The organism is Sodaliphilus pleomorphus (genome assembly GCF_009676955.1).
Lineage (GTDB): Bacteria > Bacteroidota > Bacteroidia > Bacteroidales > Muribaculaceae > Sodaliphilus > Sodaliphilus pleomorphus.
On record NZ_CP045696.1, the window covers coordinates 406,694 to 422,017 of the forward strand.

Below are 15,324 nucleotides of genomic sequence, written 5' to 3' on the forward strand. Positions count from 1 at the left end.
TGTACCCGCCTGCCATGCTGCGCAAGGCGAGGCAGCATCAATGCAGCGAGTTGAAGAGCGTCTGGTCGACATCCATGGGCGTGAGCAGCACCTTGCGGGGCTTGCCTCCGGTAGCAGGTCCCACGATACCGGCAGCCTCGAGCTGGTCCATGATGCGGCCGGCACGATTGTAGCCTATCGAGTAGCGGCGTTGCACACTCGACGTGGATGCCGTGTCGCCTTGCACGACCCAACGTGCGATTTCTTCGAAGAGCGGATCGCGGTCGTTGAGACTGGCAGCCGAGCCACCTCCCTCGCCGCCATCGGCCTCAGAGGCAGGGGCCACATACTCGGGCAGAACGTAGGGCTCCTCGTGGTTTACATCGAGGTCGTTGTCCTCTTGTTCCTTGATGTACTCGCATATGTTGGTAATCTCGGGAGTGTCGATAAACGGGCATTGCAGGCGTGTAATCTCGCCATCGACCGAGAAGAGCATGTCGCCGCGGCCTATGAGGTGCTCGGCACCGCCACGGTCGAGAATGATGCGGCTGTCGATGTTTTGCGACACGGCAAAGGCCATGCGGCCGGGGAAGTTACCCTTGATCAAGCCAGTGATGACCTTGGCCGACGGGCGCTGGGTGGCAATGATCATGTGAATGCCCACTGCACGAGCCTTCTGGGCAATGCGCACGATGGGAGTTTCCACCTCCTTGCCGGCAGTCATAATCATGTCGCTGAACTCGTCGATGATGCACACGATGTAGGGCATGAACCGGTAGCGGTGGTTGCCATCGGCGTCAACCTCGTTGCGCAAGCCGTTGCGCCAGCGCTTGTTGTAGTCCTCGACCTTGCGCTCCCCCACCTCTTCGAGCACCATGTAGCGGTTTTCCATCTCCTGCACGAGGCAGTTGAGGGTTTTCACCACCTTGCTCGTGTCGGTGACGATGCAGCGGTCCTCGCCGGGAACTCGTGCAAAATAGTATTTTTCCAGGTCGGCATAGATGCTGAACTCGACACGCTTGGGATCGATGAGAATGAGCTTGAGCTCAGACGGGCCCTTCTTGTAAAGCAACGAGGCAATGATGGTGTTCAAGCCCACCGACTTGCCTTTGCCCGTAGCGCCAGCCACGAGCAAGTGGGGCATCTTGGCCAAGTCGGCCACAAAGACCTCATTGGACACTGTGCAGCCCAGCGCCATGGGCAGCTTGGCACGAGTCTCCTTGAACTTTTTCGAGCCCAGCACTTCGCGTATGGGCACAATTTGCGGGTCGCGGTTGGGCACCTCGATGCCTATGGTGCCGCGGCCTGGCATGGGGGCAATGATGCGAATGCCCAAGGCGGCAAGCGACATGGCGATGTCGTCTTCAAGGCCGCGTATTTTGGAGATGCGCACACCATCCTCGGGGACGATTTCAAAGAGTGTGACTGTGGGACCCACGTGCACATCGATGTGCTTGATTTGGATGCCATAGTTGCCCAAAGTCTCGGTGATGCGTCGCTTGTTGTCTTCCTGCTCCTCCACGTCGACACTGTCGGTCTTCATCTTGATATCGGCCAGCAGGTCGAGCGGCGGGAAAAAGTAGTGGCGGTACTCGCCAGTGGGGTCGTTCAGGTTCTCCTCACCGCGCGACTTGCCATTGTCGGCCATGGGTATATTGGCCATCTTCACCCCCCGGCCCGAAGCACTGCCGCTGTCGTGGGCAACAGCAGGCACCCCGCGGCTCTTCTTGGGCTTAGGCTTCTTGTCGTTGAGCGTCACAAAGGGGCCGCTGGCAGGGGCCGCCGGCGTGAACGGAGCTGTATTGACAGGAGGAGCCGGGGGTGTAGCAGGGCTGGCAGGCGAATCGGGAGTCTTGACCACGTCGCCAGGAAAATTGGAAGTGACAACGGGCTTCTCGTGGCCATCGTCGACCTCGTCGCCATTGAAATGGCGGCGGTGCGGGATGCGACGCTTCACGCTGTTGTAGATGGCACGCAGGGTCTCGTAGCACAGCAGCACCCAAATGAGGCCAAGCACAAAGTTGACCCCTATCAAGCCAGGATAGCCCATGAGCCCCACAATAAATACATTGGCATACTTGCCAAACTCGCCGCCTATGGGGAAAGAGAACGGGCTATAGTAGTAAAAGCATGCACCCAAAATGAGCGACATCGTGAACAGGCTGAAAATCGTTATGAGCGTGAAGCTGAAGAAGAAAATCTTGCGACCTGGCTTGAAAAACCTCACGGCCAGGGTCACACACCATATCACAATGATGAAAGCGGCCAGGCCGAAACCTTGACGCACAAGCGTCTCAGAAAGGGTGGCGCCCATAGCACCCACCACGTTGTGAATCGAGCCCAACTGCCGAGCATTCTGCACGGTGCTGTAATACATTTCTTGATTTTGGTCGGCATCGCCTGCCCCGAGCACAAACGACAGGAAGGCGATGAGCAGATAGACCCCGGCCAGGAGCAGAATCGTGCCTATGGCAAAACGAGTGCGCCCGTTGGCAAAGAAACGCCCCACACGCTGCCAGCGGGTGAGCTTCTCCTCTTGGGCTCTTTTCTTGGCTTCTTCCTCTTTCTTGTAGGCCACACTCTCCTTCACACTGGAGATGTCGGGGTTGAAATATGTAGATGATGTGTCTTTTGCCACTTGAAATTTCCTTTTAAAATTATCAGCCTATAAAATTACAATTTTTTACGCCTATCAGCAATAGCATTTAGCATTTGTTTTCAATCCTTAACCCAGAAATCGCGGGTCAGGATCACCAGCACGGTAAACAACTCGAGTCGGCCCACCATCATTTCCAAGCTCAAGAGCCACTTGCCAAAGTCGGGCAAGAGGGCAAACGAGCCCGTGTCGCCCGTGAGCCCGTAGCCAAAGCCCACATTGCTCAAGGCCGACATCGAGGAGAACAGAGCATCGAAAATGGGCAATCCCATCATCGATAGCACAAGCGCCACAGCCACCAGAATGAGCACATAGATGCACAAGAAGGCGATGACCTTGGCCACAATGTCGTGAGGCACAGCACGGCCGTCGACGCGCACCGAGGTGACTGCATTGGGATGCAAGGCGCGGTAGAACTCGTTGCGTGTGTTCTTGAGCATGACCACCATGCGGTCGATTTTGGCACCACCGGCAGTAGAACCTGTCATGCCGCCAAAGAACATAGCTATCATGAGCACAAACGAAATGAACTCGCCCGACTTCTCATAGCTGTAGGTAGAGAATCCCGTGGAGGTAATGCCCGAAATGGTGTCGAAAAACGAGAACAAGATGCGGTCGGGCCAGTTGTCGAGAAAGCCCTCGGTCCACATGCGCAAGATGATGATGACCGAGACCAGAACTGTCTCGCCCAGATACCACTTGAAAGTGTTGCTCTTCCAGAACACGCCCAGTTTACCGCCGCTGGCCTGAAAAAGCAGAGTGAAATTGGTGCCGCACAAAAACATGAAAATCATGATCATGACGTCGCTGTAGTAGTTGTGCCAGTAGCCAAGGCCTATGGTCTTGGTCGAGAAGCCGCCAGTCGACACCGTCGACATCGTCTGGCACACCGAGTCAAACCAGTCCATAGGGCCAAACATGAGCAGCACGGCAAGGATAGCCGTGAGAATGATGTACATGCCCCAAAGCGACTTGGCCGACTGACTCACGCGCGGACGCAAGCGCTCGTGGGTGATGCCTGGCACCTCGGCATTGAAAAGAGCGATGCCCCCCTTGTAGTTGAGCATGGGAAGCACAGCAAGCGTGAACACGATAATGCCCATGCCGCCTATCCACTGGGTGAGCGCGCGCCAAAAGAGGATGCCCTTGGCCGTGTGGTCGACATCGCGTATCACGGTAGCGCCGGTAGTCGTGAAGCCCGACATGGTCTCGAAGAAAGCATCGGCCACATTGTCGATACTGCCCGAAAACAAGAAGGGCAACATGCCGAAAGCCGAGAAAAACACCCACGTCACAGCAGTGAGCAAGAAGCCCTCGCGGCGCTGCATGGAGAGTGTAGACGGGTGAATGAGCGTTGTCATCAAGAAGCCTGTGGCCAGGGTGATGCCCACCGAGTAGCCAAAGGCCCACGCCACATGAAGCTCACTGGCAACGCCCTCGAAGAAATAATAGTAGAGCGACACACACAAGGGTATCGACATGAAGCCAGCCTCGATCATGAGCAGCCACCCTATCATGCGCAGAATGATGGGGAAATTGATATTTTGCGTGTAAAATCTTTTCATTGCTACTTGCTGAAGTATTTTTCCACCGTGTGGAACACACCGCTCAGGCAGAACACACACACGTGGTCGCCAGGTTGCAGACGGGTGTCGCCCTTGACCAGCATGCCCTCGCCGTCGCGCACGACACCGGCAATGGTCATGCCGTCGGGCAGACTGAGCTCCCGCACATCCTTCTTGCACACCTTGCTGTCGGGCTTGAGAATGAGCTCGGCCACCTCGGCATCGGCCAGCGCCAGGCAGCGTGCGTTGTTGACATCGCTGTCGAGCAGGATTTGGAAAATGCGGCTCGAGGCCAGCAGTTTCTTGTTGATGATGGTGCCTATGTTGAGGCTTTCGGCCTCGGCGATGAACTGCATGCTCTCGACCTCGGCAATGGTCTTGCGCACGCCGTGCTCCTTGGCCATCATGCAGCTCAGGATGTTGGTCTCGCTGCGGTCGCTCAAAGCTGCAAACACATCGGTGTCGCTCACGCCCTCTTCCTCAAGAATGTCGGCATCGGTGGCATCGCCGTGCACGATGCTACAGTTGGGCAATATGTCGGACAGATACTGGCAACGCTGCTCGTCGGGCTCGATGATTTTGATTTTCACCTGGTCTTGCAGGGTCTTGGCTATTTGCACAGCGATGGGACTGCCGCCCATCATCATGAGCTTCTTCACATCGATTTGCGACTTGCCACACACGTCGATCACCTTGTCGAGATGGTCGTGAGTTGTGGCGATGTATACAATATCGTTGGCGCGAATCACGTCGTCGCCTCGGGGAATGATGGTCTCGCGATTGCGCTTGATGGCGCTCACGTGCATGAAGTCGGCAATATTGCCCATGTCGCGCAATGGCTTGTTTCGCAGTTTGGAATTGGAGCGCAGTTTCACGGCCGCTACAATGAGCTCACCGTCGAAGAGCTCAAACCAGTTGCGCACCCAGGTATGTTTCAAGGCGGTGCGTATTTCCTTGGCAGCCAAGTACTCGGGATAGATCAAGTCGTCGACACCCAGCTGCTTGAAATAGTTGCTGTGAGCCTTGAGCAGGAACTCGTAGTTGTCGATACGGCCCACCGTTTTCTTGGCTCCCATGTGCTTGGCCATGGAGCAGGCCAGCATGTTGCGCGTCTCATAGGGCGTGACAGCAATAAACAAGTCGCACTTGTCTACACTCACGTTCTTGAGATCTTCAAACGAGATAGCACTGCCCACACAGGTCATCAAGTTGTAGTTCTCGAGACTGGTCAAGCGGCGCTCGTCGGTGTCGAGGATGATAATGTCCTGATCCTCGTTGCTTAGCATCTTGGCCAGGTGTGTGCCCACCTCTCCGGCACCCGCAATGATAATCTTCATTTAGACTCTCCTTTCACTAAATTTTCAACACGGTTGACAATTGACTCGACATCGATACCACACAGGTGCTGGAGCTGTGCCACAGTGCCTTGATTGACAAAGTGGTCGTCGATACCCATGCGCAGCAATTTGACAGCAGCGCCGTTGCAAGCCATGTACTCGGCCACAGCACTGCCCAAGCCGCCCACGACAGTGCCGTCTTCGACAGTGACCACACACTTGAACTTGCTGGCCACCTCGGCAAGTATCGCCTGGTCGATGGGCTTGAGAAATATCATGTCGTAGTGGGCGGCCGCGATACCCTCTTGCCTGAGCAGCTCGACGGCCCGGGCCACATTGTTGCCGATGTGGCCAATGCTCAAGATGGCGACATCGGTACCTTGGGTCAGCTTGCGTCCCTTGCCCACAGGCAGCTGCTGCATGTCGCACTGCCATTGCACAAGAGCACCCTTGCCACGGGGATAGCGTATAGCAAAGGGCCCCATGCCAGGGAGCTGCGAGGTGTACATGAGATGACGCAGGTAGTGCTCGTTCATGGGGGCGCTCACAATCATGTTGGGGATGCAACGCAGATAGGCCAGGTCGAAGTTGCCGTGATGAGTGACACCGTCCTCGCCCACCAAGCCTGCGCGGTCGATGCAGAAAGTGACGGGCAGCCTCTGAATGGCCACGTCGTGGATGATCTCGTCGTAGCCACGCTGCAAGAAACTGCTGTAGATGGCACAGAAGGGATGCATGCCTTCCTTGGCAAGACCGCCCGAGAAGGTGACGGCATGCCCCTCGCTGATGCCTACGTCGAACGTGCGCTCGGGGAAAGCCTCTTGCAGCATCGACATCGATGTGCCCGTGGGCATAGCTGCTGTGATGCCCACTATCTTTGGGTTCTGCTTGGCCAGCTCCACGAGCGTGTGGCCAAACACATACTGATACTTGGTGGGCTGGCCAGTCGTGTCGGCCTTGACCCGTTCGCCAGTGGCCTCATTGAACTTGCCGGGCGAGTGCCACGTGGTGGGGTCTTTCTCGGCAGGGCCATAGCCCTTGCCCTTGATGGTGCGCAGGTGCACAATCTTGGGGCCCGTCATGTCTTTGAGGTCGTTGAAAATCTTCACGAGCTTCACGACATCGTGGCCGTCGAACGGGCCGAAGTAGCGTATGTTGAGGCCCTCAAAGATGTTTTGCTGGCCCGTGAGCAGCGACTTGATGGCGTTGTTGAAGCGCAGAGCCAGGCCGCGGCCGTGCTCGGTGACGATGTGGTGGCGGCGGCAGAATTGGTAGGCCTTGTAGCGCATCGTGTTGTAGCGCTTAGACGTGGTGATGTCGGTCATGTACTCGCCCAGCGAGCCCACAGGCGTGTCGATCGACATGTCGTTGTCGTTGAGCACGATGAGCAAGTTGTTGTTGTGCATAGCAGCATTGTTGAGGCCCTCAAAGGCCAAACCGCCGCTTATCGATGCGTCGCCAATGATAGCGACGACCTTGCGATCGTGCTCGTGGGCCAGCTCAGAGGCCATCGACATGCCCAAAGCCGCCGATATCGAGTTGCTGGCATGGCCGGCTATGAAAGTATCATATTCGCTCTCGCTGGGATTGGGGAAACCGCTGAGGCCACCCATCTTGCGATTGGTGTCGAACCTGTCGCGCCGGCCCGTGAGTATCTTGTGCACATAGGCCTGATGGCCCACATCCCACACCAGGCGGTCGTAGGGCGTGTTAAACACATAGTGCAGGGCCACATTGATTTCGACAGCTCCCATGCTCGAGGCAAAATGGCCAGGATTGGTCGACAGCTCGTGAATCAAGAATCCGCGCAGCTCCTTGCACAACGTGGGCAACGAGTCGACGGGCAGACGCTTGAGGTCGGCCGGGCTGTCGATTGAGGCAAGCATGGGAAACGTGTTGTTGATATATTCGTTGTTAGACATAAGTGGACTGTCAATCTTGTTTTTTCTTAATATATTTCTTGTACATGGGCACAAAGACGATGATGCCCGAGGCTATGATTGAGAAATAGGTAGTAAATGTGGCCTTGGCAGTCATGAGGATGTAATAGACCAACCCAAGCCACAACAGACCAATGAAGCCAAATCGGAATATATTTTTTGTACTCATGATTCTAAAGCACCACGTCACACTTGATTTTGAATTGCAAATTTAGTAAAAACATTCCATACGCCGACCCTATTTGGCATCAATTTTAGCAAATGCCTGTCGGTGAAACTGCCACCTCACATTCCAAGTGTCAACGAGGGGCAACTTAAGAAAAAAAAGGTTGCACTATCGAGCACAACCCTACTGTATTGTAAACAAAAGAGAAATCGCAACTGGCGGTCATCAATAGCTGTTCTCGCCCGCGCCGTAGTGAATCGACGGCACATTGTCGCCGCCCGACGACCACGGCGATGCGGGGCCATCGGCAGTAGCACTGTGATGAGTCACCACAATCTCGACACGACGATTGCGTGCGCGACCTTCACGCGAGGCATTGTCGGCCACGGGATAACGGTCGGCACAACCCTGGCAGTAGATTTGCGACAAGGGCACGCCGTGGCTGCGCAGGTAGTTGCCCACCTGTGTGGCCCGCTCGGTCGATACCCGCAAGCGGTCGTTGTAGCTGCCCGAGTTGTCGGCATGGCCATATATCTCGACACTGGCCGATGGGTCGTTGCGCAACTGGGCGGCAACCTGGTCGAGGCGATGCTTGGCATCGCGGCTCAGCCCCGTCTTCTTGGCGCCGAAATACACCGCCTGGCCAGCCGGGGTGTAGACCCGCGTCACCACCGACCCTGAATTGCTGTTGTCGTTGTAGTAGCTGTAATCTTGGCATTCAGGGCTGGTCGACACAACGCCGCCCTTGTTGGCTTTGTCCATGCTCGAGCCCACAGCAGCACCAATAGCGGCACCCGCTGCCGTGCCGATGACTGCACCCAGCAGCGTGTTCTGGCCATGATTGTGCCAGTTGCTGGTGACACTGCCTATGAAGGCACCCGTCTGGGCGCCGGCCGATGCACCCACCACAGCACCCTTCTCAGTATTGGAGGAATTGGGCGAGGAGAACACTGCCCACTGAGCAAGCTCGCAGCTGCTTGTGGAGAGCATCAAGCCCACACATAATATAGGAATGACAATCTTTTTCATAATTCCTGTCGATTATAATCTTTTATCTTATTGACAGACTGCAAAAATTGTGCAAAGTTTACTCGACGCAGCCAGCCGAAGGGCAATAATCTACATAATGACCAAAACTTGCTACAAAAGGGCCAATTTTATGGATTTCATTAGAGCACACGGCCTGCAGTGATGGCGGCGGTGTAGTCGCGCCACCGCTGAATGAGGGCCTGCATGTCGGGCGGGATCTCGCTGTCGAATTGCATGAGCTGGTGGGTGACAGGGTGCACAAAGCCCAGCGTCTTGGCATGAAGGGCCTGGCGGGGGCAGGTGGCAAAGCAATTCATCACAAACTGGTGATAGCTGCCCGATGTGTTGCCGCGCAGTATCTTGTCGCCGCCATAGCGAGCATCGTTGAAGAGCGGATGGCCTATGTATTTCATGTGCACACGTATCTGATGGGTGCGGCCCGTCTCGAGCTGGCAACGCACCACTGCCACGTGGGCCAGGTTCTCGAGCACATGATAGTGGGTGACGGCATGCTTGCCATAGTCGCCATCGGGGAACACGGCCATCTGCAGGCGGTCGCGCAGGCTGCGGCCAATGTTGCCCTCGATTGTGCCATCGAGCTGCTTCATCTGGCCCCACACCACGGCAACATACTGGCGCTGGGTGGTCTTGTTGAAGAATTGAAGGCCCAGCGAGGTCTTGGCACGAGGGGTCTTGGCTATGACCAGCAAGCCCGACGTGTCCTTGTCGATGCGGTGCACGAGCCCCATGCGGGGGTCGGTGACGTCGTAGTCGGGGTCGTCCTTGAAATGCCAAGCCAGGGCATTGACGAGGGTGCCGTCGTAGTTGCCGTGCCCCGGGTGCACGACCATGCCGGCCGGCTTGTTGACGACAAGCAGTTCACGGTCTTCATAGACAATGTTGATGGGAATGTTCTGGGCTATAATCTCGTTCTCGTAGCGAGGACGGTCCATGACCACCTTGATTTTGTCGCCCGAGTGCACACGGTAGTTACTCTTGACGGGGCGACCGTTGACACGTATGCAGTCGGCCTCGGCAGCGTGCTGCACGCGGGTGCGCGAGGTGCCCTTGATGCGCACGGCGAGATACTTGTCGATGCGCAACAGGTCCTGCCCCGGCTCAACCTCAAAGTTGTAGTGCTCCCACAGTTCGCGCCCGTTTTCTACAAAATCGGGTATAGAGAAATCGCGCCTGATCTCGAGATCAGGCACGGGAGCATCGGAGCTGGAGGGCGTGTAAATGTTGGAATCCTCAATCATCGTGCTAATAAACTATGTGCGGACTTATCTGGTCGGAATCCTGCTCGAGCTGGATTGTGCCCTTCCTGATCTGCTGGCGGATGAGTGAATCGCGCAAAACAGGGCCCAGGGGGTCATACTCGGGGACGTCCATGTTGCCGGCACCCACCGAAAGCGTGACGCGGGCATTGACGGCAGCTTTGGTGCCCACGGCCACCTTGTGGCCGTTGACCGAAATTTGGAGTATGAGGTCGGCCTTGTCTGACGGGATGGTGTCGACGGTGATGTTTCTGAAGCCCAGCGACTGTAGCAGCGTCACGCCATCGGCTCCAGGCAGCTCGGTGAGCTCCCGGGGCAACTCCACCATGGGAGGACAAGTCATGTTGACAGTGAGGTAGACGGTGCGCGTGCTCTTGACCATCGACTCGGCAGTGGGCGTCTGGTCGATGACGATGCCCGGCTTGAAATCCTCGTTGTAAATGGAGTCGATCTCATAGGACAGGCCTGCCTGGTCGAGCATCTCGGTGGCCTGAGCAAGGGGGCGGAAGCGCACATCGGGCACTTTCACTTCCTGCCCGTGCACTGTGAAAACATCAAGCAAAAGCAAGCTTGCGTAGCAACCTGCCAAAAAGACTATAATGGCCAAAATGAAATTGCTGAGCACCGGGTGCTTTGCCATGAATGTATCGAGTGGATTGTACTTCACGTTTTGTGCTGTTTAATTGTGCAAAGTTAGTGAATAGTCGTATCTCGACAAAATAATGAGGCCAAAAACTGAGCAATCCAGCAAAATGCAGCATAGCCCTACTTTCAACTGGCAAGTGCAAAATTAGCGATTTGCCGAAAGGAAAACATTCTTTGGGCAGTCGAAATTCATTGTTGATTGACTGCACCCCACTATCGAGGCGATAACTTTTCTCGGAGTCCTTCTCTGCAGTAAGGCGAAAATTTGCGACCTTTGCTGCGAGGTTAATTGATAATACATATCGCAATACAAAGTTAGTTAATCTCGGGGAGACTTCGGTCTCCCTTTTTTTGTATTGCTGGTTGAAAGTTACATTTTGCACGACTTAATGGCGGATTGGGAAGGGGCTGGGGGCATGTGAAGCTCCATCCCCAATCCGCCATTAAGTCTCGAACGACAAAAATGTGTGTAGGGCCATTCAGAACGAAATTTTGCACTTCGTTATTGAATATGGTGAAAAAATAAATCTGCCCGAGGTTATCACGATGGCTCGCTGGTGGGGCCATTTTCTTCGATGGTGGCTTGGTAGTCGTGATGGAGTTTTTCCTCTATATGTTTAGGGATGGGTAACCACTTAAAAACCTCGCGATGTGGAGGTGAATCGCTAGTTTGAATATGGATATTAAAGATCTTCAAAATGCAGTTGTGCATTTTTCCTTTACCAGTAAGGATGGTGGTGAGTATGCTTATCTCTACATGATTGTCAATCACAAATTCTACTGGATTGATGAGAATTATAACGTAGCAGAACCGCTATCACAAGATACTATTGATTCATTCATCCAAAGTATTGAAAATGGTGAATATGACGAACAATATGACCTTGACTCCTATGACTCTATCGATGATTTCTTGGAAGAATTTGGCAATGAGAAGAAAGAATTAGTGAAAGAAGAGGCTTTCGAATGCCCCGAGTATCCGTCAGAAAATGGTAAATATGTAATTACCGTTTTTGTAGGTGAAGATAAGGTTTGCGAAAAGGTTATCTAACAGCATGTCTCTTGCATCGATATTTCTAAAGTTCCCGCCGCATAGTGCCATCGATGCACCGAGCGGCGGGATTCTTGTTAAATGCCAGAGAGCAGGAATTGGAAGAGTCCCATGAAACGGATGCCCTTATTGTCGGTATATGCGGCAATATCGCTGCCTGTGATGACAATCTTCTGGAAACTGTCGTCGACTTTGAGGAGCGACCTTAGTTCTTGCTGCCGCTTCTCTTCGCTGTCTAAAGAGAATGCCGACTGAATGTAGTATTTGTCTCTCCCATTGCTGGCAATGAAATCTATCTCATACTGGATATACTCAGACTTGCCATTTCGCATCTCGCGAGCCTCCACCACACCGACATCCACAGCAAAACCTCGCATCCGGAGCTCGTTGTAGATGACGTTCTCCATGATGTGAGTGATCTCCTGTTGCCGGAAATTAAGTTTGGCATTGCGCAATCCCACATCCACTGAATAGTATTTCTTGATGCTCTCGAAATACTTGTTGCCTTTTATGTTGTAGCGCTTGGCGCCTTCAAATAGGAAAGCTTCTTCCAAATAGCCTATGTAATTGGAGACAGTCTCAGAATCAATCTTGGTGTTTTGCACACTTCTCATCACATTGCTGATGCGGTTGGGATTGGTCAGCGAACCTACAGATGAGCATAGCGCGTCGGCAAGAGCAGAAAGAGCCTCGCGATTCTTTACCTTGTGACGTTCTACCACGTCATCGAGGTAGGTTTTGTTCCACAACCGTTGCAGATAGGCCACCTTCTGTTCTGACGTGCGTTGGCGAAGCAGTCCTGGCATGCCACCGTAAGTGTAATACTCCTTCCACAATTCACTGACGGGCTCAGTCCTGTCGGTGCAGAACTCACGGAAGGAGAAAGGCCATACCTTCACCTCATCGCCCCGTCCGCGAAAAATGGTCTTGATGTCGGAAGAAAGAAAATGAGAGTTACTGCCGGTAATGTAAACGTCCACATTGTCTCTGGCGTTCAGGCCATTGACTAACTTCTCGAACCCCTCCACTTCCTGCACCTCGTCGAGAATAATGTAATAAGGTGTCGTGTCGTCAGTGATGCGGCTATATAGATAGGACTTCAGTGCCTGACGGTCAGTCAGGTCGCCGGTCTCCTCATCGTCGTCCATGTCGAAGGAGACAATAATAATATTGTCTTCTGCTACACCCTGTTCGAGCAAATAATCCTTGAATATTCTGTTGAGCAACCATGACTTGCCCGAACGTCTGGGACCAGTGATGATTTTCACCTCGCCGTTTCCCATCCTGTCCATCAGTTGACGGAGATAAGTCTCTCTTTGAATGTAACGCCCCATGCTTATTCGGATTTTACTGCAAAATTACAATAAATTCCGAATAGGACCAAGCTATTAGCCGGATTTTTCTGCAATATTACAGTAAAATCCGATATCCTACGGTTTAGTAAAGCTACAATTTATATCGTTTAACAATATTTAAGGGGGGGGCACTTGTTTGTAATTAAACCGCTAATTTTGCAGAAAACTAATTCCGTAATCATTAAAGGGCGTTCTATAAATTGCTTGAGTCAGATTTGGATTTATTGCTGAGTAGATTTGGACTCAGATGTGAAGACATAGTAGCGGGCTACAGGTTAAACAGATGAGGGCAAAGATGCCAGCAAGAAACCAAAGATGACCAAAACAAAAAAAAGAACATATTTGGAATTTATAGAACACCCCTACTCTCAAGTGGCAAGTGCAAAATTAGCGATTTGCCGGAAGGAAACATTCTTTGGGCAGTCGAAATTCAGTGTTGATTGACTGCACCCCACTATCGAAACGATAACTTTTCTCGGAGTCCTTCTTTGCAGTAAGGCGAAAATTTGCGACCCTTGCTGCGAGGTTAATTGATAATACATATCGTAATACAAAGTCGGTTAATCTCGGGGAGACTTCGGTCTCCTTTTTTTTGTATTGCTAGTTGAAAGTTACATTTTGCGCGACTTAATGGCGGATTGGGGAGGGGCTGGGGGCATGTGAAGCCCCATCCCCAATCCGCCATTAAGTCTCGAACGACAAAAATGTGTGCAGGGCCATTCAGAACGAAATTTTGCACTTCGTTATTGAATATGGTCTGAACTTGTCGATGACTTCTGCCGCTACTACGCGGAGCATCGGTGCAAGACGGTGGTCTTTTACTACGATGCCACCGCACTCGGCTCAAACTATGCCGTCAATGAGCAGGACTTCCGATGGGTCGTAGTCCACGAGTTCGAACGTCACGGCTGGACAGTGGAGGCGGTGTATATCGGTAATCCGATGCGCCACGACGAAAAGTACCTACTCATCAACCAAGGTTTTGCCGGCAAACAACGCCTCATGCCATTCTTCAACCGCCAGAACAACGACGACCTCATCCTCGCCTCCAGTCAGCCGGCGTAAGCCGCGGCCGCAACGGCTTCCGCAAAGACAAAGCCGGCGAAAAACTCGCCGAAAGCGAAGAAGACCTCCTCGAACACCGCACCGACGGCACCGACGCTTTCGACACACTCTACATCGGAGCAGAGAAATTTCCGTATAGGGAAAGTTTCGCATTCCCGACAACGGGAATTTTGTAGCGAGGTTGTGAATATTTAAGACACACATGTGTGGATTCACAGTACTTATGAACAAGACTTGTTCTATTTTTTGCACATATCTCTTCCGAACAAGTGGCATTATCAGCAATGTGGCACAAACGATCAAAATCTTTATTTCACTGATTTTATTGTGTCTAATAGCCTTTTACCAAACATAAGCCCAACCTTTTTGGCATATTCATTAGAAGATTGAAGTACACGACTAAACAAATCTTGAAACATTTCAATACTTAGGCTAAAGGTATAATAGTCGTTGTCGATGTATATTTTTACAGCTATTGAGGCTATATACAGAATTTTACAGCATAGCCATACTTCCGCATTTTCACTCAGTGTGTGGTTGCGCAAATAGTCATACAAATCGTTGGCGACTGCCAAGTGGTTGTCTGCTCGAAATATGGTCGAAACATTTGTGCCTGTTATAGAATCCGAATTTTTGCAATACACATAATGAAGGTCATCTGTCACCAGCACATTATGGGCTTCACACATGGCTATGCTTGTCCACAAGTCATCTTCCGACATTCTATGCTGAAATCTTAACTTTACTCTATCAAGAAACGACTTCTTGAACATATAGCAAAACACCAATGGTGTGAATGTGTTTGTGTGCATAAGATTTGCGAAACATTCATCTCCTTTCCATAACCTTCCAACCATTTCACTGTATGCCATCCTTACTTCTATATGTTGGTCGGCACATTTTATTTTCACTCCACCCATCGCCATTTCCGCTTTGGACAAGGTGAAGTTATTATACATAGATTGAAAGCCTTCGCCAATAATAAAGTCATCACTATCAACAAATACAACCACATCACCGCTGCATCTGTCCAGGCCAAGATTTCGAGCCTCTGAAACGCCTTTGTTTTCTTGATGAAAAAGCTTGATTTCTCCATTTGAAGCGAATTTTCTCGCTATGTCATACGAACCATCAGAAGACCCATCATCTACCACAATAACTTCTTTCAGGATTTTCAGTTCTCGCAATGATTCGATGCACCGTACAATGTATCTCTCGGAGCTGTACATCGGGATAATAATTGAAAGCAACGGATTCAT

General features: G+C 52.4%; 12 protein-coding genes and 2 pseudogenes. 2 read left to right on the plus strand and 12 right to left on the minus strand.

The features are described 5' to 3' along the window. Window positions 1–37: 37 nt before the first annotated feature. The 9 genes and pseudogenes from GF423_RS01675 to GF423_RS14330 all read right to left on the minus strand — a co-directional run. Window positions 38–2,617, minus strand: coding sequence for an FtsK/SpoIIIE family DNA translocase (locus GF423_RS01675; RefSeq protein ID WP_154326712.1), 2,580 nt, complete (start codon window positions 2,615–2,617; stop codon window positions 38–40). An 80-nt stretch (window positions 2,618–2,697) separates the two neighbouring features. Continuing rightward, window positions 2,698–4,200, minus strand: a complete 1,503-nt coding sequence (locus GF423_RS01680; RefSeq protein WP_154326713.1) for a TrkH family potassium uptake protein — start codon at window positions 4,198–4,200, stop codon at window positions 2,698–2,700. A 2-nt stretch (window positions 4,201–4,202) separates the two neighbouring features. After that, the gene (gene trkA / locus GF423_RS01685; RefSeq protein WP_154326714.1) at window positions 4,203–5,537 is read right to left on the minus strand and encodes a Trk system potassium transporter TrkA; all 1,335 of its coding nucleotides are present in this window, start codon (window positions 5,535–5,537) and stop codon (window positions 4,203–4,205) included. Next, window positions 5,534–7,459 (minus strand): 1-deoxy-D-xylulose-5-phosphate synthase, encoded by a 1,926-nt coding sequence (gene dxs / locus GF423_RS01690; RefSeq protein ID WP_154326715.1) that lies wholly within the window; start codon window positions 7,457–7,459, stop codon window positions 5,534–5,536. The genes trkA and dxs overlap by 4 nt, the downstream gene beginning before the upstream one ends. Window positions 7,460–7,469: 10 nt before the next feature. Next, window positions 7,470–7,646, minus strand: coding sequence for a hypothetical protein (locus tag GF423_RS14030; RefSeq protein ID WP_178324674.1), 177 nt, complete (start codon window positions 7,644–7,646; stop codon window positions 7,470–7,472). Window positions 7,647–7,868: 222 nt separating this feature from the next. Further along, window positions 7,869–8,672 carry an OmpA family protein gene (locus GF423_RS01695; protein WP_154326716.1) on the minus strand — a complete coding sequence of 268 codons (804 nt, stop codon included), beginning with the start codon at window positions 8,670–8,672 and terminating at the stop codon, window positions 7,869–7,871. 140 nt (window positions 8,673–8,812) lie between these two features. Next, window positions 8,813–9,931 (minus strand): RluA family pseudouridine synthase, encoded by a 1,119-nt coding sequence (locus tag GF423_RS01700; RefSeq protein ID WP_154326717.1) that lies wholly within the window; start codon window positions 9,929–9,931, stop codon window positions 8,813–8,815. 4 nt (window positions 9,932–9,935) lie between these two features. Then, complete coding sequence (locus GF423_RS01705; protein WP_206113327.1) at window positions 9,936–10,511, minus strand: PASTA domain-containing protein; 576 nt, start codon at window positions 10,509–10,511, stop codon at window positions 9,936–9,938. A gap of 252 nt (window positions 10,512–10,763) precedes the next feature. Then, window positions 10,764–10,895, minus strand: a pseudogene (locus GF423_RS14330) (IS30 family transposase); the annotation flags it as partial. A 375-nt stretch (window positions 10,896–11,270) separates the two neighbouring features. On the opposite strand from GF423_RS14330, the gene GF423_RS01710 reads away from it, so the two are divergent. Continuing rightward, window positions 11,271–11,645: a hypothetical protein gene (locus GF423_RS01710; protein ID WP_154326719.1), complete on the plus strand. Its 375-nt coding sequence runs from the start codon at window positions 11,271–11,273 to the stop codon at window positions 11,643–11,645. 77 nt (window positions 11,646–11,722) lie between these two features. Here the strand turns inward: GF423_RS01710 and GF423_RS01715 are convergent, their stop codons facing one another. Both GF423_RS01715 and GF423_RS14335 read right to left on the minus strand, forming a co-directional pair. Continuing rightward, on the minus strand, window positions 11,723–12,979 hold the full coding sequence (locus GF423_RS01715; RefSeq protein WP_154326720.1) for an ATP-binding protein: 1,257 nt from the start codon (window positions 12,977–12,979) through the stop codon (window positions 11,723–11,725). 431 nt (window positions 12,980–13,410) lie between these two features. Continuing rightward, window positions 13,411–13,542 (minus strand): annotated as a pseudogene (locus GF423_RS14335) (IS30 family transposase); the annotation flags it as partial. A gap of 268 nt (window positions 13,543–13,810) precedes the next feature. On the opposite strand from GF423_RS14335, the gene GF423_RS14135 reads away from it, so the two are divergent. Beyond that, entirely contained in the window at window positions 13,811–14,065 is a 255-nt protein-coding gene (locus GF423_RS14135; RefSeq protein WP_235911643.1) for a hypothetical protein, read from the plus strand. Between the two features lie 308 nt (window positions 14,066–14,373). Here GF423_RS14135 and GF423_RS01725 read toward each other — a convergent pair whose 3' ends face one another. After that, the gene (locus tag GF423_RS01725) at window positions 14,374–15,324 is read right to left on the minus strand and encodes a glycosyltransferase (RefSeq protein ID WP_154326722.1); all 951 of its coding nucleotides are present in this window, start codon (window positions 15,322–15,324) and stop codon (window positions 14,374–14,376) included.

Excerpts from the sequence above, each read along its gene's own strand:
- GF423_RS01695 (WP_154326716.1), bottom strand. The coding sequence starts at position 8,672 with ATGAAAAAGATTGTCATTCCTATATTATGTGTGGGCTTGATGCTCTCC.
- GF423_RS14030 (WP_178324674.1), bottom strand. The coding sequence starts at position 7,646 with ATGAGTACAAAAAATATATTCCGATTTGGCTTCATTGGTCTGTTGTGG.
- GF423_RS01715 (WP_154326720.1), bottom strand. The coding sequence starts at position 12,979 with ATGGGGCGTTACATTCAAAGAGAGACTTATCTCCGTCAACTGATGGAC.
- GF423_RS01710 (WP_154326719.1), top strand. The coding sequence starts at position 11,271 with ATGGATATTAAAGATCTTCAAAATGCAGTTGTGCATTTTTCCTTTACC.
- trkA (WP_154326714.1), bottom strand. The coding sequence starts at position 5,537 with ATGAAGATTATCATTGCGGGTGCCGGAGAGGTGGGCACACACCTGGCC.
- GF423_RS01680 (WP_154326713.1), bottom strand. The coding sequence starts at position 4,200 with ATGAAAAGATTTTACACGCAAAATATCAATTTCCCCATCATTCTGCGC.
- GF423_RS01725 (WP_154326722.1), bottom strand. The coding sequence starts at position 15,324 with ATGAATCCGTTGCTTTCAATTATTATCCCGATGTACAGCTCCGAGAGA.
- GF423_RS01700 (WP_154326717.1), bottom strand. The coding sequence starts at position 9,931 with ATGATTGAGGATTCCAACATTTACACGCCCTCCAGCTCCGATGCTCCC.
- dxs (WP_154326715.1), bottom strand. The coding sequence starts at position 7,459 with ATGTCTAACAACGAATATATCAACAACACGTTTCCCATGCTTGCCTCA.